Consider the following 25,523-nt stretch of genomic DNA (forward strand, 5'->3'; position numbering starts at 1 on the left):
CAATATGTTTGAAGGAAGTTCTTTTATTCTATTTGAAATATGGCTGCTTCATTTCCCGCTACATGGCCGGTAACTAACGCACTTGTGATATTATATCCTCCAGTATAACCGTGAATATCTAAGACTTCACCACATAAAAATAGTCCTGGTTGAATTTTAGACATCATCGTTTTTGGCCAAATTTCTTTTAAACTTACACCACCACCAGTTACAAACGCTTTATCAATTGGTAGTGTACCATTAACTTCAAAAGTAAACGCTTTAAAGCATTCAACTAATTGTTTAAGTTGCTGATTTGATAAATGATGAAAAGTAGTATTTTCATCAATTTGAGCTTGTTTTAGCATAAATAGAAGATACCTTTCTTCTATTAATCTTCTCAAACTATTTTTTATATATTTGTCAGGTTCTTCACTTAAGATGGATGTTATCTTCTCTTCTAATAGGTGATTTTTAAATTCTGGAAACACATCTAATTGCATTTTAATCTCTTTTTTATTTTGGCTTTTTTGTTCTTTATAAACAAATTGACTACATCTTAGCGCTGCAGGACCACTTATACCAAAATGAGTGAATATCATATCCATTTTATGACTTATTCTTTTTTTACCATTTTTCTTAAGTACAGATAATTCTACGTCTTTTAGGCTTAAACCTTTAAGTTCTTTAGATTTAATAAAGGCCTCTGCTGAAGTTATAGGGACTTCAGTAGGGAAGAGTTCAGTGATACTATGTCCTAATTTTTGAGCAAACTTATAGCCATCACCCGTTGAACCTGTTTGAGGCACACTAGTTCCACCAGTTGCAATAATTACACTTTTACTTGAAAAAATACCTTTATCAGTTATAACGCTAAAAGTCCCGTTATCTTCTACATTAATATCATTTACGATAGTTTCCTCTTTTATGTCAACTTTATTTTGTTTAATGGTATTTACAAGTGTATCAACTACATCTTGAGATTTATTTGAGACAGGGAACATACGTCCATGGTCTTCTTCTTTTAATTTGACACCTCTAGATTCAAAGAAGTCGATTATCGATTCATTATCAAACACTGAAAAGGGGCTATATAAAAATTTTCCATTACCAGGGATATTTTTTATTATTTCTGCATAAGGTAAACGATTTGTAACATTACATCTACCACCACCTGAAATTTTAAGTTTTCTACCTAGACCTTTTTTCTTCTCCAATAAAAGTACATTTTGACTTTGTTCTGATGCAGCAACGGCTGCCATAAGCCCACTAGGTCCACCACCTATAATAATCGTTTGATACATAGAGTAACCTCCATTTGTTAATCATAGTTCTCTTATTATAAATTAAAATACGTTTGAATTCTCAATAAATTTAGTTATAATTTAAGATTGGTTCATCATTAATCAATTATATATCTTGATTTATTATGGGCTTAAACTTAAATTTAGCAAAACTATTAAAGTAATTAGTAAACAATTAGTATTTTGTGATATATTTTATAGTAATGCAAGCCCTTAAAAATTACAGGTTTTAAATTAAATAATTTGATTATTAAAAAGGCAGGAAGATTAAATATGAGTGAAAATAAGGAAATGGTAAGAGGTACCTTTCTCATTACATTAAGTATTCTTATTACTAAAATTTTAGGTGTACTTTTTGTAATTCCTTTTTATGCCATTATGGGTGCAAATGCGGAAGAAAAGTTAGCACCATTCAACTATGCTTATGTTCCATATAATATTGCAATTGCTGTAGCAACCGCAGGCATACCGTTAGCTGCTTCAAAATTTGTAGCTAAATATAATGCTTTAGGTGCGTATAAAGTCGGACAAAAATTGTATAAATCGAGTTTTATAGTGATGTCCATTTCTGGAATAATTGGATTTTTAATATTATTCTTCTTAGCACCAGACATCGCTGCTTTAACGTTAGGACGTAAAGAAGGTAAAGGCGGTTGGACAATCGATGATATCACATGGATTATCCGAGTTATTAGTATGGTAGTTATGTTTATACCATTACTTGCTACTTGGCGTGGAGTATTTCAAGGTTATGAATCTATGGGTCCTACAGCAGTTTCAGAAGTAACAGAACAAATTGCTAGAATAGTTTTTATTCTTATAGGTAGTTTTTTAGTATTAAATGTTTTTCATGGTTCTTATCTACAAGCAAATGGTATAGCAACATTTGCAGCTGCTATAGGTGCAATTGCTGGTTTGTTAACGCTTTGGTATTACTGGCGTAAACGTAAACCACATATTCAAAAAATGGTAGCTTTTGATCATACCGGTTTGGACGTGCCATACACAAAAATGTATAAAGAAATTATTTCATATAGTATTCCATTTGTTATTGTAAGTTTGAACTTTCCTCTATTTAATTTAGTGGATCAATTCACACATAATAACGCGCTAGATGCAGCAGGGTTTCATGCGAATAAGGACTATTTCTTTACAATTTTAAACTTTACAACAAATAAAATTGTTATGATTCCAACATCTTTAGCTGCTGGATTTGCTGTTAGTTTAATACCATTTATTACCAAAACTTTTGCAGAGGGTCGCTTAAATGAAATGCATCGCCAAATTAAAACTTCAATTGGTGTATTGATGTATATAACAGTTCCGGCAAGTCTAGGTATAATGGCATTGTCTTCACCGTTGTATACTGTATTTTATCAATACAATCCATATGGTAATAAAATATTATTTTATTATGCGCCTGTTGCAATATTAATTTCTTTATTGAGTGTTACTGCCTCAATGTTACAAGGAATAAACAAACAAAAATTAACAGTTTTTGTAATTTTAGGCTCAGTATTTGTTAAATTAATCTTAAATATTCCTTTAATTATGATATTCCATACATCAGGAGCTGTTTTAAGTACTGCAATCGCATTAACGGTTGCCAATGTTGCAAACTTAATGATTTTAAAAGTTTATGCCAAGTTCCACTTTACAGACACATTGGTTCAAGTTGCTAAAATTTTCATTTATAGTTTAATCATGATGATAAGTGTTGAAGTAGTCTACTTCTTACTAAGCTTATTTATTTCTGTAGATCGAAAATCTGGTGCATTTATAATACTAATTATAGGTGTTATAGTTGGTGGACTGATTTATGGAACAATTACAATCAAGAACAGATTAGCTGATGAGTTTTTAGGGGATTTACCTGGTAAGATTCGTCGAAAAGTTGGATTCCTAAGATGAGATTAGATAAATTTTTAGCAAATATGGGTGTTGGAACGCGTACTGAAGTTAAACAACTTTTAAAAAAAGGAAAGGTCACAGTTAACACCTCAGTCGAGAAGTCACCTAAATCTCATATTAACCCCACAGAAGATATAGTTTGTGTAAATGAAAAGCAAGTTGAGTTCGTTAACAATGTTTATATTATGCTTAATAAGCCAAAAGGTTACATTTCAGCTACACACGATGAATCAAATCGTACTGTAATTGATTTAATTCCGGAATACCAACATCTAAATATCTTTCCTGTTGGAAGGCTAGATAAGGATACTGAAGGTTTACTACTCATTACTAATGATGGTCAATTTAGTCATGATTTAATGAGTCCCTCTAAACATGTTTCTAAGACATATGAAGTGACATCGCAAAATCCCGTTACTAAAGCTGATATTGACGCATTTAAGAAAGGCATCATACTTTCTGACGGTCCAGTCAAACCAGCACAATTAACTAGAATAAATGAAACTACATCACAGGTTACTATCTATGAAGGTAAATATCATCAAGTTAAAAGGATGTTTCACGCCATTGAAAATGAGGTATTAGAATTAAAACGTCTTAAAATCGCTAATTTGGCGTTAGATGAAAATCTCAAATCTGGAGAGTATAAGTTACTTTCAGATAAAGAATTAAAACTTTTACAGCATTAACAAAGGAGAAGGTGTTTAATATGGCTAAAACTACAGGTTTATTTAGAATAATTGCTGGTGTTGGCGCTGCAGCTGCAGCAGTAGTATTATCTCGAAAAGAAAGCAGAGATAAATTAAAAGAACAATATAATAAATATAAAGAAGATCCAGAGGGATACAAAGAAAACGCAAGAGGCTTAGCAAGTCAATTAAGTTCTAAAGCTAATGAAACAATTCAAGAAGTTAGAAATAATCCTCAAGACTATGCTAATCGTTTAAAAAATGATCCAAAATCATTTTTAGAAGAAGAAAAATCAAAATTTACTAATTTAGATGCTAATAAAGAAGATTCATTAGAAGAAGGTAAATTTGATGATGAAGGTGGCGCAACTGTTAATAACAATTTAAGAGTTGTCACTGAAGAAGACTTAAAGAAAAATAATAATGCATTAGAAGATAAAGACTAATCTTGATTTTATCTAAGATGTTTTTGAACCTGAACATTGAAAAATGTATCAGGTTCTTTTTTATTTAATAAGAAGATACGTTTGAAAATAAGTAACTATAATTATTACTAAACATGCTAACGTACAATCTTGTTAAATATAACTCCATAAAAGGGTGTCAAATGTATAAACTCAATATAGTTAATAATATTTTTTATAAAATCTATAAATATTCTGACATCTTACTGTAATTTATCGCCATAGTTATGTAAAATAATATGTATATCTATTGAAAAGGAAGTTGATCTCGAATGTGGAAAGAAAAAGTTCAAGAATATGAAGGTCAAATTATCGATGATTTGAAAGGTCTGCTTTCAATTGAGAGTGTCAGAGATGATTCAAAAGCATCTGATGAAACTCCAGTTGGTCCTGGACCACGACAAGCACTCGATTATATGTACGAAATTGCACAAAGAGATGGTTTTTCTACCCATGATGTAGATCACATTGCAGGCAGAATTGAAGCGGGCGAGGGTGACGATGTATTAGGCGTTTTATGCCACGTTGACGTTGTACCCGCCGGAGATGGTTGGGATTCAGACCCATTTAACCCAGTTGTAACTGATGATGCAATTATTGCTAGAGGTACGTTAGATGATAAAGGCCCTACAATAGCTGCTTATTATGCAGTTAAAATTTTAAATGATATGAAAGTTGATTGGAAGAAACGCATTCATATCATTATAGGTACCGATGAAGAATCCGATTGGAAATGTACTGAAAGATATTTCCAAACTGAAGAAATGCCTACATTAGGATTTGCACCGGATGCAGAATTTCCAGCTATTCATGGTGAAAAAGGTATAACAACTTTCGATTTAGTCCAAAATAGCACTTCTGAAGACCAAGATGAACCAGATTATGAATTAATATCGTTTGAATCTGGACAACGTTATAATATGGTGCCAGATCATGCACAAGCTAGAGTATTTGTAAAAGAAAATATGACAGACGTTGTACAACATTTTGAACACTACTTAGACCAACATAAATTACAGGGTGAGAGTGTTGTTGATAGTGGTGAGTTAGTTTTAACGCTTGAAGGTAAAGCTGTTCATGGTATGGACCCTTCATTAGGAGTTAATGCCGGTTTATATTTATTAGATTTCTTATCAACATTAAATTTAAATCAAACGGCAAGAGAGTTTGTAGACTTTAGTAATCGTTATCTTCATGAATCACACTTTGGTGAGAAAATGGGTATGAAATTCCATACAGACGTCATGGGTGATGTAACAACAAATGTTGGTATAATTTCTTACGATAATAAACAAGGTGGACGTTTTGGCATAAACTTACGCTATCCTCAAAAATTTGAGTTTGAAGAAGCAATACAACGATTTACAAAAGAAATTAAAGCATATGGATTTGACCTTGAATTAGGAAAAATTCAACAACCTCATTTTGTAGACAAAAATGATCCATTTGTACAAAAATTAGTTAAAGCTTATAGAAATCAAACTGGTGATATGTCTGAACCATATACAATAGGTGGGGGAACATATGCTAGAAATCTTGATAAAGGTGTGGCGTTTGGGGCTATGTTTGAAGATTCAGAGGATTTAATGCATCAAAAGAATGAGTATATTACTAAAAAACAATTGTTCAACGCGACAAGTATCTATTTAGAAGCAATTTATTCACTATGTGTGGAGGGATAATCTATGACAAAAGTTTTTATTAACGGCGAATTTATCGACCAAAATGAAGCTAAAGTATCTTATGAAGACCGTGGTTATGTATTTGGTGATGGAATTTATGAATACATTAGAGCATATGATGGGAAATTATTTACAGTAACAGAACATTTTGAACGATTTATTAGAAGTGCAAGCGAAATTCAATTAGATTTAGGCTATACTGTCGAAGAATTAATAGATGTAGTTAGAGAATTATTAAAGGTAAATAATATTCAAAATGGTGGTATCTATATTCAAGCTACGCGTGGTGTAGCACCAAGAAATCACTCGTTCCCAACTCCAGAAGTAAAGCCAGTTATTATGGCATTTGCTAAAAGTTATGACCGTCCATATGATGATTTAGAAAATGGTATTAATGCAGCTACTGTTGAAGATATTAGATGGTTACGTTGTGATATTAAAAGTTTAAACCTTCTAGGAAATGTACTTGCAAAGGAATATGCGGTTAAATACAATGCTGGTGAAGCAATTCAACATAGAGGAGACATTGTTACAGAAGGCGCTTCTAGTAACGTATATGCGATTAAAGATGGTGCTATTTATACGCATCCCGTTAATAATTACATTTTAAATGGTATTACTCGTAAGGTTATTAAATGGATTTCTGAAGATGAAGATATTCCTTTTAAAGAAGAAACATTCACTGTTGAATTCTTAAAAAATGCCGATGAAGTCATTGTTTCTAGTACATCTGCTGAAGTGACACCAGTTGTTAAGATTGATGGTGAACAAGTTGGTGACGGTAAGGTAGGTCCTGTGACTCGTCAATTACAAGAAGGCTTTAATAAATATATTGAATCTAGAAGTAGTTAATTCATTAAAATAATTAAATTGAAGAGCGTACTAATTCTTAAAAGATAGAATTTTAGTACGTTCTTTTTTATTTTTCAGTGTGAATAAATTAAATGAATTAAATTAAAAATACTCAGTTTAAAGATATGAAAATGTGTTATAATGAAACCTAAAGATTGAAACGAATTTTAGCAAGTATCGACTAGTAAAATGTATCTTTTTGTTTCTCATTTTCAGTTGAAAAAGAAGGCTAAAAATTATAAAATCAACATTGAGTGATAAAAGAGACGTATTTATTTAAATAAGTGTTAGGGGACAATAACATATTATTTAAAATTATGACTTATAAGTAAAAACATAACTATTTTGAAATATATAATCTATTTTCCAACAAATGATTATAATAAATTAGAATATATGGCTCTTGAAAACTATATTTCTCGAGCCATTTTCTAATTGAAAGTGAGGTGAACGAGTTGGAGCAGTTTTATCAATTAGGGTGGACACTTGATTCTGCAGGTGGCGCTTCAGGTGAAGCATACATGGCTGAACAAGATGGACAAAAGCTATTTTTAAAGCGTAATTCTAATCCATTTATAGCAGCGCTTTCAGCTGAGGGGATTGTACCTAAATTAGTTTGGACTAAACGTATTGAAACAGGTGAAGTAGTTACAGCACAACATTGGAAAAATGGCCGAGAATTAGAACCTGATGAAATGTATCAATCACGAGTTGCTGCATTATTAAAAAAGATTCATGGTTCAAAACCTTTACTCAATATGCTTAAACGAATGGAAATGGAACCAATCACACCTAATATTATGTTAAAAAAGATTAATGCTTCATTATCAAGAGAAGTATTAACACATCATATTATTCGTAAATCATTAACATATTTAGAAGAACACATACCTAACCTAGATTCTCGCTTTTTTACTGTTGTACACGGTGATGTGAATCATAATAATTGGTTATTATCTGATAGGGATGAGTTGTTCTTAGTAGATTGGGAAGGTGCAATGATTGCTGATCCTGCAATTGATATTGGAATGCTGCTTTATAACTACGTTCCCGAAAAAAACTGGTCAGACTGGTTTAAAACATACGGTCTAGAAGAGAGCATTGAATTAAATAAGCGTATGAAATGGTATACGGTAATTCAATCAATTGGAATGGTTCAGTGGTATGAAGAACAGAAAAGATTTAAAGATATGAATAATTGGTTGAAATTCTTAAATGAGGTTATGAATAGTAATTTATTTATCTAAGGGAGAATTCGTGTATGAGAGTTCGCTATAAACCATGGGCGGAAGATTATTTAAAAGAACATCCTAATTTAGTTGATATGGATGGGGCGCATGCTGGAAAAATGTCAGAGTGGTTTGATAAAGAGCAACCGATTTATATAGAAATTGGATCTGGTATGGGGCAATTTATAACAACACTAGCTTCTAAATTCCCAGAAATAAATTTTGTTTCTATGGAACGTGAGAAAAGTGTAATGTATAAAGTGTTGGATAAAGTGAAGGAATTAAACCTGACAAATTTAAAAATGATATGTAATGACGCTATAGAATTAAATGAGTATTTTAATGATGGTGAAGTCTCTCGAATCTATTTAAATTTCTCAGATCCTTGGCCAAAGAAAAGGCATGCTAAACGTCGATTGACATATCATACTTTTTTAGCTTTATATCAACAAATTTTAAAAGAAGATGGAGAAATTCATTTTAAAACGGATAATAGAGGTTTATTCGCTTTCAGTTTAGAAAGTATGTCGCAATATGGGATGTACTTTACGAAGTTAAATCTAAATCTACATGACGAAGATGATGAAGATAATATTTTGACAGAGTATGAAAAGAAATTTTCTGAAAAAGGTTCTAGAATTTATCGTATGGAAGCGAAATTTCATAAATCTATTAAACATTAGTTAGTAAAATTTCAATAATAAATACCATTGAAATAATATGTTACAAATATTAAATTAGTGATAGAATAGTGAAGTTAACAACAATAAAATTTACTCAGTTCTAATCACCTTACAGGAGTGGTACAATGATTCATTATGAATGATGTACCACTCCTGTTTATTTATTTTTAAAGTGGATATTGTATTGTAAGTTAGATTGATATCTGAACACTTGATAGATAAAAAGACAAATGGAAGGTGTTTAATATGAAATTAGGCGCATTTAACATCAATTATTTAAATGGTGGTATGACGCAAATGGATGGTGGGGCCATATTTGGAGTAGTTCCTAAACCATTATGGACTAAACGATATGCTGTTAATGAGAAAAACCAAGTTCCAAATTTAACTTACCCAATTTTAATTCAAACAGGGGATAAAAATATTTTGATTGATGCTGGAATTGGTAATCATAAATTAACTGATAAACAACTCAAAAATTATGGTGTCACGTATGAAAGTCAAATACATTATGAACTAGAAAAATTAAATTTAAATGTTGAAGATATAGATATGGTACTTATGTCCCACATGCATTTTGATCATGCCACAGGTCTAACAGATGTTGACGGCAACTCAATTTTTTCGAAAGCTACTCATTTTGTGCAACAAGACGAGTGGCATGAATTTACAAGCCCTAATATCCGTAGTAAGGCAACTTATTGGGAAATCAATAGAGGTACTTATGAAAATAAATTAATACTTTTTGATAAAGAGGTTGAAGTTTATCCAGGCATTCATATGAAGCATGTGGGTGGTCATAGTTATGGACAATCAATTATTACGATTGAAAGTGAAGGAGAGAGAGCTGTCCATATGTCTGATATTATGCCTACGAATGCACATATTAATCCATTATGGGTTATGGCATATGACGATTATCCAATGCAATCCATTCGAGAAAAAGAAAGATTAATTCCCTATTACATTTATCAAGATTATTGGTTCTTGTATTATCATGATAATGTATTCTTCGCGGCTCAGTATGAACTTGATGGCAAAACAATCAAGAAGTCAATTAAGCGTTTATGATTGACTAGTGAAATGTTGGATTTAGGCTTGCTTTAATAATAGAAATTACATGTAAAATAAAAATGGTAAGAGGAGCGGGCATATTTTAATTCCAACTCCTCTTACCATTTACTTTATTATAATTCTACAATATTAATGATTTCTCCCGATTTAGCATCCGCATAAAATATATATTCAACTTGCTGATTATTCTTACTTTGAGTTATGCCACCTTGAAAGATTAATCTGTTTGGATATAAATTGTCATCTACATACGGCTCATGAAGAATAAATGAGCCTTTAATATTCATAAAGTAAGATTTGGCTTCTTTCAGAACATTACTAGGATTTTGGATTTTATTCTTTTCTCTAAGAAAATAGATAAATATAATGGTAGCAATACTTGTAAGTAAAGCAACTGAAATTGAGATGTATTTGTAAGTTTGACGTGTCATAATCTTTACCTCTCTATTAATAGTTCTTATCATTAGTGTACCATATTCAAAATGATATAATACATTTAAGGAGTGTGTTAGTTAAGATGGACAAGAATAAAACTTTAGAGCGAATTAAAGCTTTAACTGAATTACATGGTGCGCCAGGTTTTGAAGAAGACGTACGAAATTATATGAAAAAAGAAATGGCACCATATGTTGATGAATTTATTGTAAATCATATGGGTGGTTTCTATGGAGTCAAAAAATCTAAAAAAGCTAACGCCAAGAGGGTAATGATAGCTGCACATATGGATGAGATTGGATTTATGATTACAAATATAACAACAAATGGTATGTTACAGTTTACCAATCTTGGAGGAGTAGCAAATGATATATGGCAGGGTCAACGCCTTCAAGTTAAAAATAGAAAAGGAGACATTATTGTAGGGATTGTTTCTAATATACCTAAACACTTTAGAACTGGAAATGAAGCGGTACCTGAAATCAAAGATTTATTGTTAGATATAGGTGCAAGTTCTGATAAAGAAGTAATGGAATTAGGTATTGAAATAGGAGATACAATAGTTCCAAATACTGAATTGACGCAGTTATCTGAATATCGATATAGTGCTAAAGCATGGGATAATCGATATGGTTGTGTCATTGCAATTGAAATACTAGAATTGTTGAGTGATGTAGAATTGGATGTCGATTTATATGTTGGTGCTAACGTTCAAGAAGAAGTAGGATTACGTGGTGCTAAGCCAGCTGCTGAATTAATTCAGCCTGACGTTGCTTTGGTTGTAGATTGTTCACCTGCGAATGATATTAAAGGTGTAAACCAATTATCAGGTGAATTAGGTGGTGGAACATTAATCCGTATTAAAGACGGCACTATGATTCTACAACCAGAATTTAGAGATTATCTAATTAAGTTAGCAGAAGACAATCATATTAAATATCAATACTACATATCTCCAGGAGGTACAGATGGTGGAGAAATACACAAAGCTAATATTGGTATTCCAACTGCAGTAATTGGTGTTTGTGCTAGATATATTCATAGTACGAATGCAGTTTTTGATATTAGAGATTACTATTCTGCTAGACAACTACTTGAACAAGTTATATTAAATTTAAATATAGAACAAATTAACAAATTACAATTCCAAGATTAAGGAGTAGATTAAATGATAAAATTAGAATCTGAATCTCAATTTAATTCACTTAAGAAAGAAAACACAGTATTTGAATTTACAGCAGGATGGTGTCCTGATTGTCGTATCATCGAACCTGATTTACCTCGATTAGAAGAGAAGTATAAACATTTTAATTTTGTTTCAGTTGATAGAGATGAATTTATAGATTTAGCTATTGAAAATGATATTATGGGTATCCCAAGCTTTTTAGTGTATAAAAATGATGAATTAGTAGGTAGTTATATTGGAAAAGAACGAAAATCTATTGAACAAATTGATGAATTCTTGAGTAAATATGTTTAATTAAAAAGTAATTTAAAAAATAGTAGAATTTAAACTCTAACTTATTTTTTCTGTAATTGACTACAAATTTATTGTAAAATAGCATAAGGTGCGAATATAGGAGTGTTAAACATGAATGTTTTTCAAATAAGAGATAAATTAAAACAACGTTTAGCGCATCTAAATGTTGATTTTAAATTTGATCGTGAAGAGGAAACATTACGTATATATAGACAAGACAATTATAAAGGTGTAACAATCAAGTTAAACGCTATTGTCGCTAAATATGAAGTCCAAAAAGAGAAAATAATAGATGAAATTGTTTATTATGTCGAAGAAGCAATCGCTCAAATGGATGATGAAAGCATTGAAAAAATGACTAACATCCAGATTATGCCTGTCATACGTGCTACAAGCTTTGATAAAAAAACAAAAGAAGGTCATCGTTTTATTATTGAAAAGCATACAGCTGAAACCAATATTTATTACGCACTTGATTTAGGTAAATCTTACCGACTAATTGATGAAAGTATGTTGGAGTCACTTGGTTTAACTGAACAACAAGTTAAAGAAATGTCATTATTCAACATACGTAAACTCAAAAATGAATATAAAACAGATGAAGTTAAAGGAAACATTTTCTATTTTGTAAATTCAAATGATGGGTACGATGCTAGTCGTATCTTGAATACGAAATTTTTAGATGATATCTATCAACAGTGTGAAGGTGAAATGTTAGTAGCTGTTCCACATCAAGATGTCTTAGTTATTGCTGATATACGCAATAAAACTGGTTATGATGTAATGGCTCATTTGACAATGGAATTCTTCACTAAGGGATTAGTTCCAATCACATCATTATCATTTGGTTATGAAAAAGGACATTTTGAACCTATATTCATTTTGGGTAAAAATAATAAACAAAAGCGAGATCCAAATGTTATTCAACGATTAGAAGCAAATCGTAAAAGATTTAATAATAAGAAATAATTGATATAGAGGAGATTTCAAATGAATTTATTTTACAATAAAGATGGAGTAGGGGATGTAGCTTTTCTACAAATAGAACCTACTGATGGACCGTTTGAATATAAAAAACAAGGCGATATTGTTGAAATTAGTAAGGAAGGAACAATTGTCGGTTTTAATTTATTTGAATTTTCAAGATATAACAAAATAAGTGGAAACGGACATATTAAATTAACTTCTGAACTAGTGGATGCACTTCAGAAAGCCATAAATAAATCAGGATTAGACTATCAATTAAATGCAGATCTATCTCCTAAGTTTGTAGTGGGATATGTTGAAACTAAAGAAAAACACCCAGATGCTGATAAATTAAGTGTTTTAAAAGTAAATGTTGGTAATGAGCATTTACAAATCGTATGTGGTGCACCAAATGTTGAGGCAGGCCAAAAGGTGGTTGTCGCAAAAGTAGGAGCAGTAATGCCAAGTGGTATGGTTATTAAAGATGCTGAATTACGTGGTGTAGCTTCTAGTGGAATGATTTGTTCTATGAAAGAATTAAATTTACCAAATGCACCTCAAGAAAAAGGTATAATGGTATTAAGTAATGACTATGAAATTGGTCAAGCATTTTTCGATTAATATAGGAAGGAAGTGAATATATGAGTTGGTTTGATGATTTATTTAGTAATAAAGAGAATTCTGATGAAGAATTGCTCAGACGCAAAAGTAAACGTCGCAATGGCGATCTAACTCAAAATAAAGATGATTCATTACTTCCTGAAAACAACGATATATATGATCGTCCAAGAGGTAAGTTTCGTTTCCCTATCGATGTGGGTCAAGACGAGAATTATGAAGAAGCAATTTATCGTGACAGTAATGATGATATTGATAGTTATAGACCACATTCTAGTAATGACCATAGTTCATATGATTCATTTGATTACGATGGTCATACAAATCAATCTAATAATTATGCTAAGTATGATAGTTCAGAAGATTCAAGAAGACGACGTAGAAGAAATCATATAAATCAAGATGATACTGGTATACCTTCTATTAAATCAAGAAGTCCTAAGTCATCAAATAAATATACTGATACACGTGAGTCACAACGCTTTAACAAACATCAAAACAATTACTCTAGTACCAATGTTTCAAATTATTCAAAAGCTAATTCTAATCACCAATCTAGAGTTAAGTTACAATCAGAGAGATTTAAATCAAATTATCATTTAAGTTCTGAACCTACATATCACCGTTCAAGTTTTAAAACATCGGAAGTACCATCTGCTATTTTTGGAACTAAAAAGCGTAGACCCATCGAAAACGGTGTAATACCACCTGTTAAAGATGATGAAGATTCAAAAGAGTCTACAACAAAATATAGTTCAAGCACAGTTGAACATGTTCCCCATGAAAGTAATCATGGTATAGCTGGCATTTCAAATAAGGAAGATACTAAACGTTCCTCACAATTAGATTCATCAAATAACAATGAAAATGAATCAACTATAGAATCAAGTTCTAATACCTCTAATAATAATGAGCGTACTCCAAATTATTCAAAACGTGATAACACGGTGAATATTGAAAATATTTATGCATCTCAGATTGTAGAGGAAATTAGAAAAGAAAGAGAGCGTAAAGTTCAACAAAAGCGTAAATTTAAAGAAGCCTTACAAAATAAACGACAACAAACTGATGAAGAGGATAGTATACAAAGAGCAATCGATGAAATGTATGCTAAGCAAGCAGAACAATATACTGGTGAAAGTTCACTTAATCAAGGTGACAATGTAAGCAACAAATCGAATGAAGATGAAATCGATGAAAGCAAGCATAGTTATTATAGTAAGGACAAATCATTAGCTGATGAGCATAATGGGCTAGTTCAATATCAAAATGATGAACAAACAAATAGTGATAAAGTTGATAATCAAACAGAAGTTACAAATGGATCTCATGAACCATACAATTATGAAGAAATTGATTTAAATAAAGTTTCTAGCGTCCAACAAGTTAGTCAGGATGATGTACAAGTTAAAAATGTATCAGAAGATCAATCATCAAAAATTAACAATAATAAAGTGGAAAGTTATTCAAATGAAAAATTTGATGAATACTTAGAGGACACCAATAGTCATGAAGATATGCTTCATGATGATGATTTACACGATCAAGTCATGGATGATGGTGAAAATGAAGGTATTAGTAATAAAACAACTGCTGATTACAATGATGAAAAAATAGACGATGCTAATTATAGAGAGATTAATGAATCAGAATCACTTATGCAAGATAAAGTGAATGATTTATCATTTAATGAAGAAGTGAATAACTCTGAAGATCAACAAAATTCATCTGAAAATAATATCAATAACGCTGTTCGTAATGCTGTTTCTTCAGATATAGAATACGCAACTAATGAAGACGAGGAAAATGATGAAAGATTGGCACAAGATACGAATAAAGAAGATCAAAAGTTATCACATACAGAAGATATACAAAACGAGTCTTATAATAACGAAGATGTATTATTTACGTCTAATACAACAGATGATTCAGAACATCTTGAAAAAGATAGTTTAAGTGAAGATAACAAACCTGAACAATCATTTAATAAAACTAATAAAGCACCTCAAAAAATGTCAATCAAGCCAGGTAGTAAACCATTTAATGTTGTAATGACACCTTCTGATAAGAAGCGTATAATGGATGCTAAAAAAAATTCAGTTTCAAGAAACAAAGTTAATGTGCCTGAATTAAAACCTGAAACAAAAAAAGAAGCACAAGATGAGGAAATGAATGCAGAATTCGACAATCATTTAAATGAGACACAATTAAATTCTGACGAATCATCTGATTTTAATGTGGCATCTCTTGAATACAATGAAAGTTCCGAACATTCAGTTGAAAAAGACAATATTATTAATGACGAAAACACAAGAGAAAATGAACATCAAGATGATGATAATAGTCAAAACAATGAAATACCTATAGGTAATCAATTTAGTAAAGTTCAAAATTCAAATAATCAATATGATAATAAACTAGATATTAATGAGTTTGTTTCTAAAGAGGGTTATTCCGAAGATTCTTCAACAAAGAATCATAAAGATGGAAATGACGCTAATCATAAGGCTCTAATAAGAAGAGGACCTAATATTAAGCTACCAAGCCTTGATTTATTAGAAGATCATGAAGAACATGAAATAGATGAATCATGGATTGAAGAGAAAAAACAAGAATTAAATGACGCTTTTTATTATTTTAATGTACCTGCTGAAGTTCAAAATGTTACAGAAGGACCAAGTGTGACTCGTTTTGAATTGGCGGTAGAAAAAGGTGTCAAAGTTTCAAGAATTACAGCTTTACAAGATGATATTAAAATGGCTCTAGCTGCTAAAGATATTCGAATTGAAGCACCAATTCCTGGAACAAGTTTAGTTGGTATTGAAGTACCGAATTTAAATCCTACGAAAGTCAATTTAAAATCTATTTTAGAGAGCCCTAAATTTAAAAATGCCGAGTCTAAATTAACAGTAGCAATGGGTAATCGAATCAATAATGAGCCATTATTGATGGACATAGCTAAAACACCTCACGCATTAATTGCAGGGGCGACTGGTTCAGGTAAATCTGTGTGTATCAATAGTATTTTAATGTCATTACTTTATAAAAATCATCCTGAAGAATTAAGATTATTACTTATTGACCCTAAAATGGTAGAACTTGCACCATATAACGATTTACCACATTTAGTTTCACCAGTTATTACTGATGTAAAGGCAGCTACACAAAGTTTAAAATGGGCAGTAGATGAAATGGAAAAACGTTACAAATTATTTGCGCAATTCCACGTAAGAAATATTACTGCTTTCAATAAAAAAGCACCATATGAGCAAAGAATGCCAAAAATTGTTATTGTTATTGATGAGTTAGCTGATTTAATGATGATGGCACCTCAAGAAGTAGAACAATCAATTGCTCGAATAGCTCAAAAGGCTCGTGCATGCGGTATACACATGTTAGTTGCAACACAACGACCTTCTGTGAATGTAATTACTGGTTTAATAAAAGCTAACATACCTACACGTATTGCATTTATGGTATCTTCAAGCGTTGACTCAAGAACGATTATAGATAGTGGCGGTGCAGAACGCTTGTTAGGATATGGGGATATGCTTTATTTAGGTAGCGGAATGAATAAACCAATTCGTGTCCAAGGTACTTTTGTTTCGGATGATGAGATTGATGATGTAGTTGATTTCATTAAAGATCAAAGAGAACCTGACTATTTATTCGAAGAAAAGGAATTACTAAAAAAGAATCAAACACAAGCTCAAGATGAATTATTTGATGATGTGTGTGAATTTATGGTTAAAGAAGGACATATATCTACTTCATTAATTCAAAGACATTTCCAAATTGGTTATAACCGTGCAGCTCGAATTGTAGATCAACTTGAACAATTAGATTATATTTCAGGTGCAAACGGTTCTAAACCTAGAGATGTATTTATAACTGAAGCAGACTTAAAGAAAGATTAATTTAAAGGAGTTTTATGTATATGACGCATTATCATTTTGTTGGTATTAAAGGCGCTGGAATGAGTTCGTTAGCACAGATCATGCATGATCTTGGTCATGAAGTGCAAGGGTCTGATATTGAAAAATATGTATTTACAGAAGTAGCATTGAAAAATAAAGGAATTAAAATACTACCATTCAATGCAGATAATATTAAAGAAGGGATGGTAGTAATACAAGGTAATGCGTTTCCAGATACACACGAAGAAATTGTTAAAGCGCATGATTTAAAATTAGATGTTATTCGCTATCATGACTTCTTAGGTCACGTAATTGATCAATATACATCTGTTGCAGTTACAGGTGCTCACGGAAAAACGTCAACAACTGGTTTACTATCACATGTTATGAATGGTGATAAAAAAACATCATTCTTGATTGGTGATGGAACTGGTATGGGATTACCTGCGAGCGATTATTTTGCATTTGAAGCATGTGAATATCGTCGACATTTCCTAAGTTATCATCCAGATTATGCAATTATGACAAATATTGACTTTGATCATCCTGATTACTTCAAAGATATTGATGATGTAGCAAGTGCTTTCCAAAGCATGGCGCACAATGTCAAAAAAGCAATTATTGCTTGGGGTGACGACGACCATCTAAGACAACTTAAAGCTGATGTTCCAATTTATTACTATGGTTTAAATAAAAATGATGATATTTACGCAGATAACATTCAAATCACGGATAAAGGCACTCAATTTGATGTTTATGTTAATGGTGAATATTATGATCAATTTTTATCACCTCAGTACGGTGATCATAATATCCAAAATGCATTAGCTGTTATCGCAATTAGTTACCTAGAAAAGATGGACGTTAACAACATTAAAGAGGCATTAGAAACATTTGGTGGTGTAAAACGTCGCTTTAATGAAACAAATGTTGCTAATCAAGTATTAGTAGACGATTATGCTCACCATCCTAGAGAAATTAGTGCTACAATTGAAACAGCACGTAAAAAATATCCAAATAAAGATATTGTGGCAGTTTTCCAACCACATACTTTCTCAAGAACACAAGCCTTCTTAGACGAATTTGCAACATCATTAAGTAAAGCGGACCATGTTTATTTATGTGAAATATTTGGTTCCATTCGTGAAAATACTGGCGATTTAACGATTCAAGATTTGATAAATCGTATTGACGGATCTGCGCTTATCGAAGAAAATAATATTGACGTATTAGATCAATTTGATAATGCAGTCATCTTATTCATGGGTGCTGGTGACATTCAAAAGTTACAACGTGCATATGAAGAACATGTCGGCATGACAAATGAATTTTAATATGTTTATATATAATTATGTTGGGTATTTATAATTAATAGCTTTTATTTAAAAGTAAATGGTAATTAGGAGGCGTTTTTAATGGATTGGATTTTACCAATTGCTGGAATTATCGCTGCGATTGCATTCTTAGTATTATGTATTGGAATCGTTGTTGTTTTAATTTCAGTTAAAAAGAATTTAGATCACGTTGCTAAAACACTTGATGGTGTTGAAGGCCAAGTTCAAGGTATTACTCGTGAAACAACTGATTTACTTCACAAAGCTAATCGCTTAACTGAAGATATTCAAGGAAAAGTTGAACGTTTAAACTCTGTTGTCGATGGTGTTAAAGGCATCGGTGATTCAGTACAAAACTTAAATGGTTCAGTTGATCGTGTAACTAACTCAATTACACATAATATTTCTCAAAATGAAGATAAAATTTCTCAAGTAGTTCAATGGTCAAATGTTGCAATGGAAATTGCTGACAAATGGCAAAATAGACACTACCGTAGAGGAAGTGCAAACTACAGAAACACATCTGTAGGTAATGATGCAAATCATTCTAACGAAAATTACACTACTAACGTTGAGAAAAACTTTTAATATGATTCAATCAAATGCACTTAAATGAGGTTTTTACTTATTTAAGTGCTTTTCTTATAGGAGGAGTTAATATGAGCAAGAAATATAATCGTGACGCATTTGAAACTACAAATTCTGGTAATGATTTACACGGAAAAGGTGCTAATCAACAAGATAGTGCAGCACAATCAAATGCAACAAAGCATTATGACAGAGATTCATTCGTAACATCTAATACAGGTAGTGATTTGCATGGACAAGGTGCTAATCAACAAGATAGTGCAGCACAATCAAATGCGACAAAACATTACAATAGAGATGAATTTGAAAAAAATAATTTTGGTCATGATTTACATGATAATGGACCAAACCAAAAAAATGGTAAATCTAGACAGGGTTTAAATACAGAACATTATAATAGAGACGAGTTTGTGACTAACAACACTGGTAAAGATTTACACGGTCAAGGTGAAAATCAAAATTCTAATAATTATGATGTTTCAAATTCTCAATATAGTCACAACAAGTTCAGTTCTCATCCTTCACGTAAGGACTTTGTAATTAGTTTTATTACAGGTGCTTTAATCGGTTCAGCTGTAGGTTTATTTTATAAAAATAAAGCTGAAGAAAAAATTGATGGTGCGAAGGCTAAAGAAAAAGAATTGAGAAATCGTTACCAAAATATTAAGCAACAAACTGAAAGTAACATCGAAAATGTTAAACAAAAAATTGATGACTTTAAAAACAGAGACAATTCAGAAGTTAGCACTGATGAACTTGTAGCTCAACAAAATGCAATCAAAGTTGAAACGTCGAATAATTTAGCAGATCAATCATCACAAGCGCAAGAAATACAAGAAGCTAAAGCTGAAGCTAAAAAAGATTCAAAATCGAAAGAAAATAGTGCTACAGAATTAGCTGCACAACAAAATGCAATCAAAGCTGAAACGTCAGATGATTTATCAGACCAATCACCACAAGCACAAGAAATACAAGAAGCTAAAGCTGATGAAATTCAAAATTTAAGAAATAATGAAGATAATAGTGCTGAAGAAATTGTAGCTCAACAAAACGCAATTAAAGCTGAAACGTCAGATGATTTATCAGACAAGTCACCACAAGCGCAAGAAATACAAGAAGCTAAAGCTGAAACAGAGAAAGAAGAAGAAAATGAACCTAAAGAGGTTAGTGCAACTGAATTAACAGCACAACAAAATGCAGTAAAAGTTGAATCATCAAATAATAATTTATCAGATCCTTCAATTAAGGATGATGCAAGCCATTATAAAAATGTTACTGCGAAAAATCTAGCATCAGCTGCTAAAACAAAAAAAAGTAAATTAGATAATGACTCAAACGTAGCCAATAAAACAAAAAATTTATTAGAAGAGCCTTCTGTTGCTAAATCAATTGGTAATAAAACTGTACCTAATTTAGTAACAAAAAATGATAATACCTTTAACAAAGATGAAGACCAAGTTAAAAAACATCAAGCTCACGCAACTTCTAAATTTGAAAATGGTGTTATCACACACGATACAAAATCAAACAATGAAAAATCAACAGGGAATAGTAAGCAATCACAAAATGAACCAAAAGCTAAAAATAAAACACCTAAACAACAACAAAGAGCTGAAAAAGCTAAAAGTAAAATAGATAAACGTACTTTTAATGATTAATGAAACTTTAACTTATTAATTAAGTTAATATTCATTCACTAAATGGAGTGGATTCAGAAATCTATATATATTAGATTTTTGATTCGCTCCATTTTTTATATCAAAAACGATTAATTAAACATTTCACAATAATAATTAGACAATTCATAAATTTTAGAAAATTTTTTGACTTCTAAGGTTGAACTATTATTTTTAAATTGTTAGAATATTATCTATCTAATATTATTTTATCGCTTTAAAGTAATATAATTGATTAAGTAACTTTTATTGAGGTGAGTAGTAATGTCAACGAAATTAGAACAATACAGAGAAGAAATTGTTTCGATTAATAATCAAATTTTAGAATTATTATCTAAACGTGGTGAGTTAGCTCAAAAGATTGGTGAAGAAAAAATAAAACAAGGCACAAAAGTTTATGATCCACAGCGCGAAAAGGAAATGATTAATGAATTAATGGATCGTAACCAAGGACCTTTTAATGATAATGTTATTAAGCAATTATTCAAAGAAATCTTCAAAGCGTCAACTGACTTGCAAAAATCTGAGAATGAAAAACATCTTTATGTATCACGTAAATTAAAACCTGAAGATACAATTGTTAAATTTAACAACGGTGGCATTATTGGCGATGGGAATAAATCATTTGTATTTGGACCTTGTTCTGTAGAATCTCAAGAACAGGTAGATGCAGTCGCAAAAGATTTGCAAGCTAGGGGAGAGAAATTTATTCGAGGTGGCGCATTTAAACCACGTACATCACCTTATGACTTCCAAGGTTTAGGCGTTGAAGGCCTTAAAATTTTGAAAAATGTTAAAGATAAATTCGGTCTTAATGTTGTTAGTGAAATTGTAAATCCTGCTGATTTTGAAGTTGCTAATGAATACCTAGATGTATTTCAAATTGGCGCGCGTAACATGCAAAACTTTGAATTACTGAAAGAAGCTGGCAGAACTAATAAACCTATCCTATTAAAAAGAGGATTGTCTGCGACTATTGAGGAATTTACCTTTGCAGCCGAATATATTGCTTCACAAGGAAATAAAAATATTATCCTGTGTGAACGTGGTATCCGTACTTATGAAAAAGCAACACGTAATACTCTAGATATATCTGCTGTTCCAATTTTAAAACAAGGAACGCATTTACCTGTAATGGTAGATGTAACGCATAGCACAGGACGCAAAGATATTATGTTACCAACTGCAAAAGCTGCTTTAGCTGTTGGTGCAGATGGTGTAATGGCAGAAGTTCATCCAGACCCATCTGTCGCACTAAGTGATAGTGGTCAACAAATGGATTTAAATGAATTTGATCAATTTTACAATGAATTGAAACCATTAGCTGAATTATATAATTCAAAAAAATTAAAATAATAAGTTCACCTAATTAGATAATTGAAATACATGAGCTATTCGTTTTACTGAATTATAAGTATGTTTTATAATACTAATTCTGGTAATAATGAATAGCTCTTTAAATTGTCAAACTTTAGCTATTCTATTTATTAATCAATGATTTCATTTTTATTTAATAATATGGCAAATCACTCTTTTGTAATAAAAATAATATAAAATTTGACATAAATGTGAAATTATTAACAATAGGTTTGAATGAAAGCGATTTTGTGGTAAACTTTGAAAATGAAATGAAAACACGTTATAATAATAAATAAAACGCTTACAAGGAGGAAATTATGACAGTAACTATATATGATGTTGCTAGAGAGGCCCGAGTATCTATGGCAACCGTTTCACGAGTAGTGAATGGTAATCAAAATGTTAAACCTGAAACTAGAAAAAAAGTTAATGAAGTAATCAAAAGATTAAATTATCGACCAAACGCTGTTGCAAGAGGACTAGCTAGTAAACGAACAACAACAGTAGGCGTTATCATTCCTGATATATCCAATATCTATTATTCTCAATTAGCTCGTGGTATTGAAGATATAGCAACAATGTATAAATATCATTCTATAATTTCTAACTCAGATAATGATTCTGAAAAAGAAAAAGAAATATTTAATAATTTATTAAGTAAACAAGTGGATGGTATTATCTTTTTAGGTGGAACGATTTCTGATGAAATTAAAGATTTAATTAATCAATCATCTGTTCCAGTCGTCGTATCAGGTACGAATGGAAAAGATGACAATATCGCTTCTGTTAATATCGATTTCAAAACTGCAGCCATGGAAATTACTGAGCAGCTAATTCAATCAGGTGCTAAAGAATTTGCATTAGTAAGCGGTGATTACTCTAAAAAAGCTCAAGAAGATGTATTCAATGGTCTTAAAGAAGTAGTGGATCGTCATCAATTAAAATTAAATGAAACTGTGCAATTCTCTGGATCTGAAAGTTATAAAGACGGTATTAAAGTATTCGAGGATTTAAAAGAGAATTTACCTGATGCTATTTTATCAATAAGTGATGAACAGGCAATAGGTATTATGCATAGTGCATTAGATGCTGGTATTAGAGTACCAGAAGATTTACAAATTGTTAGTTTCAACAATACACGATTAGTAGAGATGGTAAGACCAAAACTATCTAGTGTTATTCAACCATTATATGATATCGGTGCTGTAGGCATGCGTTTATTAACAAAATATATGAACGAAGAAGAAATTGAAGAACCTAATGTTATTTTACCTCACCGTATTGAGTATAGAGGTACAACCAAAGACTAGTAGTAAAAAAATAATTTATTATTAATAGTTACAATTTCAACACATACCAACTGACAAATGTAGAAGTTATGTTAAAACTCTCCAGTTATAGTTGTTTTAAGGGAGCGGTACGATGATTTTCAAATTAAATCATCATACCGCTCCCTTAGTGTGTATACCAATGAACGATTCTACTTGCTCGTTCGTTGTTTTTCTGTGAGATTTCATATGTTCTGGGTATTGTTTGATAGTCGCGATAATCTTCTGTCCAATGTTTAGGTAGGTTTACTGGTGAGTACGCACGCCATTTTTTAATCCATTGTTCTGGTAAAGGTCCTTCTTGAATAGGTTTATTAATTAATGCTAAAAATATATGACTCCACGCTCTTGGGACTACTTGCCAAATATTATAACCTCCACCACCAAACATTAAAACTTTTCCATCTGTATATTTGTTCGCTAATTTATTAATTATATACGGAATTTCGTATAAAGTTTCTAATGAACAACTCATATGTGTTAAAGGATCTAAGTAATGAATATCCACACCATGCACACTAAGTAGGATATCAGGTTTATAAGCCTCAATAACACTTGTCACGGATTCTTCAAAGACTTTTAAATAATTATCATGTTCAGTATAAGGTTCTAACGGTAAATTTACTGTATAACCATAACCCAAATCTTCGCCGCGTTCAGTGTAATGTCCTGAACCTGGAAATAAAAATTTCCCTGTTTCATGGATGGAATAACACATGATTGTATTATCAGTATAAAGGCTCCATTGAGTCCCATCACCGTGATGCGCATCTGTATCAATGACCATTACACGCTGATTATATTTAGTAGCAAGATATTTTGCTGTAATGGCAACATCATTATAAATGCAAAATCCATTGGCACGTCCGGGTAAACTATGATGTAATCCGCCACCTAAGTGACAACCATTTAATATATTTTCATTCATTATTTCATCTGCCAAATTAAGTGCACCGCCAACTATCCTTGCACTATGTCTGTGCATATGTCGAAATTGGAATGTATCATCTGTATTTAATCCATATTTATTAGCCTCCGATGGACTTAAAATTCCATGAGACGCATGTTTAATTGCTTGTATATAATCATATTTATGAATTAAAGCCAATTCCTCTTCAGTGGCTATTCTAGGAGTAATGATTTGATCATCCTTCAACATTTTCATCATTTGGAGTAATTCTGTAGTTAATTTTAATCGCATTTGATTAAAAGGGTGATTATCGTTAAAACGATATTTTAATAGTTCATCTGAATAGACATAACCCGTTCTTAAATTATTTTGCATAAATATCATACCCCTTAAATTTTTAACAGAAATCTTAAAATAAAAATCGATTCTTATAACGTAAATCATCAAAAGACTGTTGCTGGTCTAATGTAATTCTGTTTCCAATTCTCGCCATTAAACAATTAGCTGGATGACTCGTAATTTCTGGATCATCAGTAGCAAATACTTCTAATCCACCTTTAGACATTAATTTTTGCATCATTTTTTTATATTCAAAAACATCTAATTTAGCTGATTTCAAATCCCAATGCCAATAATACTCAGTTGTCAAAACAATATAGTCTTCAAACTCATCTTGAGAAAGACTTAATGAAATAAGCTCACCACCTAGATGAAACTGTCTAAAATCGCGATGCACTTCTATAGCACCTAACTCAATTAAATAGGGTAGCTGTCCTTCAGCCCATCTTTCAAATTCATCGGGATAGTGATATGTTACATACCCTATGACGTGTTTGTTTTCTCGAGCAATATAAATACGACCTTCAGGTAATTGCGTAATTTCTTTCAAAGCGTCAAATTGATCTTTTGCTGGTCTAAAGGCATTTAAGGACTCATCGAAAGAAAGCGTTTTCAAATAATTGCATGAAACAGGGCCTTCAATAGTGAAATGCTTATTGTTAATTGTAAGGTGCTTGGTTACGTTTGTTTTAATGTGTTTCATTCA

22 protein-coding genes are annotated in these 25,523 nt (G+C 31.4%); 18 read left to right on the plus strand and 4 right to left on the minus strand.

Translation table 11 applies throughout. From position 1 onward, the window contains the following. Positions 1–23 precede the first annotated feature (23 nt). Positions 24–1,283: an NAD(P)/FAD-dependent oxidoreductase gene (locus tag SBL15_RS03980; RefSeq protein WP_107611775.1), complete on the minus strand. Its 1,260-nt coding sequence runs from the start codon at positions 1,281–1,283 to the stop codon at positions 24–26. 273 nt (positions 1,284–1,556) lie between these two features. Between SBL15_RS03980 and SBL15_RS03985 the strand changes: the two genes are divergently transcribed. From SBL15_RS03985 to SBL15_RS04020, 8 genes are all read left to right on the plus strand, one after another. Next, a complete protein-coding gene (locus SBL15_RS03985) occupies positions 1,557–3,194 on the plus strand; it encodes a polysaccharide biosynthesis protein (RefSeq protein ID WP_107611774.1) in 1,638 nt (545 codons plus the stop codon). Continuing rightward, on the plus strand, positions 3,191–3,883 hold the full coding sequence (locus SBL15_RS03990; RefSeq protein ID WP_037536906.1) for a pseudouridine synthase: 693 nt from the start codon (positions 3,191–3,193) through the stop codon (positions 3,881–3,883). The genes SBL15_RS03985 and SBL15_RS03990 overlap by 4 nt, the downstream gene beginning before the upstream one ends. A gap of 20 nt (positions 3,884–3,903) precedes the next feature. Beyond that, the gene (locus tag SBL15_RS03995; RefSeq protein ID WP_037536904.1) at positions 3,904–4,329 is read left to right on the plus strand and encodes a YtxH domain-containing protein; all 426 of its coding nucleotides are present in this window, start codon (positions 3,904–3,906) and stop codon (positions 4,327–4,329) included. A gap of 290 nt (positions 4,330–4,619) precedes the next feature. Beyond that, complete coding sequence (pepV, locus tag SBL15_RS04000) at positions 4,620–6,029, plus strand: dipeptidase PepV (RefSeq protein WP_107611773.1); 1,410 nt, start codon at positions 4,620–4,622, stop codon at positions 6,027–6,029. A gap of 3 nt (positions 6,030–6,032) precedes the next feature. Further along, on the plus strand, positions 6,033–6,881 hold the full coding sequence (gene dat / locus SBL15_RS04005; RefSeq protein ID WP_107613584.1) for a D-amino-acid transaminase: 849 nt from the start codon (positions 6,033–6,035) through the stop codon (positions 6,879–6,881). 455 nt (positions 6,882–7,336) lie between these two features. Next, positions 7,337–8,128 (plus strand): phosphotransferase family protein, encoded by a 792-nt coding sequence (locus SBL15_RS04010; protein ID WP_107613862.1) that lies wholly within the window; start codon positions 7,337–7,339, stop codon positions 8,126–8,128. A gap of 14 nt (positions 8,129–8,142) precedes the next feature. Beyond that, positions 8,143–8,793, plus strand: a complete 651-nt coding sequence (gene trmB / locus SBL15_RS04015) for a tRNA (guanosine(46)-N7)-methyltransferase TrmB (protein ID WP_107611770.1) — start codon at positions 8,143–8,145, stop codon at positions 8,791–8,793. A 246-nt stretch (positions 8,794–9,039) separates the two neighbouring features. Then, a complete protein-coding gene (locus SBL15_RS04020; RefSeq protein WP_107611769.1) occupies positions 9,040–9,864 on the plus strand; it encodes a YtnP family quorum-quenching lactonase in 825 nt (274 codons plus the stop codon). A gap of 116 nt (positions 9,865–9,980) precedes the next feature. On the opposite strand, the gene SBL15_RS04025 is transcribed toward SBL15_RS04020, so the two are convergent. Continuing rightward, complete coding sequence (locus SBL15_RS04025; RefSeq protein ID WP_107611768.1) at positions 9,981–10,298, minus strand: hypothetical protein; 318 nt, start codon at positions 10,296–10,298, stop codon at positions 9,981–9,983. 86 nt (positions 10,299–10,384) lie between these two features. Between SBL15_RS04025 and SBL15_RS04030 the strand changes: the two genes are divergently transcribed. From SBL15_RS04030 to ccpA, 10 genes are all read left to right on the plus strand, one after another. Continuing rightward, on the plus strand, positions 10,385–11,458 hold the full coding sequence (locus tag SBL15_RS04030) for a M42 family metallopeptidase (protein ID WP_317955240.1): 1,074 nt from the start codon (positions 10,385–10,387) through the stop codon (positions 11,456–11,458). Positions 11,459–11,470: 12 nt separating this feature from the next. Beyond that, entirely contained in the window at positions 11,471–11,782 is a 312-nt protein-coding gene (locus tag SBL15_RS04035; RefSeq protein WP_070440099.1) for a thioredoxin family protein, read from the plus strand. A gap of 111 nt (positions 11,783–11,893) precedes the next feature. After that, entirely contained in the window at positions 11,894–12,751 is an 858-nt protein-coding gene (locus SBL15_RS04040) for a DUF1444 domain-containing protein (protein ID WP_033080129.1), read from the plus strand. Positions 12,752–12,772: 21 nt separating this feature from the next. Next, entirely contained in the window at positions 12,773–13,369 is a 597-nt protein-coding gene (gene ytpR / locus SBL15_RS04045; protein ID WP_107611766.1) for a YtpR family tRNA-binding protein, read from the plus strand. A 20-nt stretch (positions 13,370–13,389) separates the two neighbouring features. Continuing rightward, a complete protein-coding gene (locus SBL15_RS04050) occupies positions 13,390–17,283 on the plus strand; it encodes a DNA translocase FtsK (protein WP_317955242.1) in 3,894 nt (1,297 codons plus the stop codon). A gap of 20 nt (positions 17,284–17,303) precedes the next feature. Continuing rightward, positions 17,304–18,617: a UDP-N-acetylmuramate--L-alanine ligase gene (murC, locus tag SBL15_RS04055; RefSeq protein ID WP_011275483.1), complete on the plus strand. Its 1,314-nt coding sequence runs from the start codon at positions 17,304–17,306 to the stop codon at positions 18,615–18,617. A gap of 81 nt (positions 18,618–18,698) precedes the next feature. Beyond that, a complete protein-coding gene (locus tag SBL15_RS04060) occupies positions 18,699–19,205 on the plus strand; it encodes a DUF948 domain-containing protein (RefSeq protein WP_011275484.1) in 507 nt (168 codons plus the stop codon). Positions 19,206–19,276: 71 nt separating this feature from the next. Next, positions 19,277–20,863, plus strand: a complete 1,587-nt coding sequence (locus SBL15_RS04065) for a Maebl (protein WP_317955244.1) — start codon at positions 19,277–19,279, stop codon at positions 20,861–20,863. A gap of 282 nt (positions 20,864–21,145) precedes the next feature. Next, positions 21,146–22,237, plus strand: a complete 1,092-nt coding sequence (locus SBL15_RS04070; RefSeq protein WP_107613656.1) for a bifunctional 3-deoxy-7-phosphoheptulonate synthase/chorismate mutase — start codon at positions 21,146–21,148, stop codon at positions 22,235–22,237. A gap of 320 nt (positions 22,238–22,557) precedes the next feature. Further along, positions 22,558–23,550: a catabolite control protein A gene (gene ccpA / locus SBL15_RS04075; protein WP_053016754.1), complete on the plus strand. Its 993-nt coding sequence runs from the start codon at positions 22,558–22,560 to the stop codon at positions 23,548–23,550. 145 nt (positions 23,551–23,695) lie between these two features. Here ccpA and SBL15_RS04080 read toward each other — a convergent pair whose 3' ends face one another. Together SBL15_RS04080 and SBL15_RS04085 are read right to left on the minus strand one after the other, a co-directional pair. After that, the gene (locus SBL15_RS04080) at positions 23,696–24,853 is read right to left on the minus strand and encodes an acetoin utilization protein AcuC (protein WP_107613654.1); all 1,158 of its coding nucleotides are present in this window, start codon (positions 24,851–24,853) and stop codon (positions 23,696–23,698) included. A gap of 34 nt (positions 24,854–24,887) precedes the next feature. Next, complete coding sequence (locus tag SBL15_RS04085; RefSeq protein ID WP_037536877.1) at positions 24,888–25,520, minus strand: GNAT family N-acetyltransferase; 633 nt, start codon at positions 25,518–25,520, stop codon at positions 24,888–24,890. Positions 25,521–25,523: the final 3 nt, after the last annotated feature.

The organism is Staphylococcus sp. NWU MKU2, from assembly GCF_033283605.1.
Classification (GTDB): domain Bacteria; phylum Bacillota; class Bacilli; order Staphylococcales; family Staphylococcaceae; genus Staphylococcus; species Staphylococcus haemolyticus.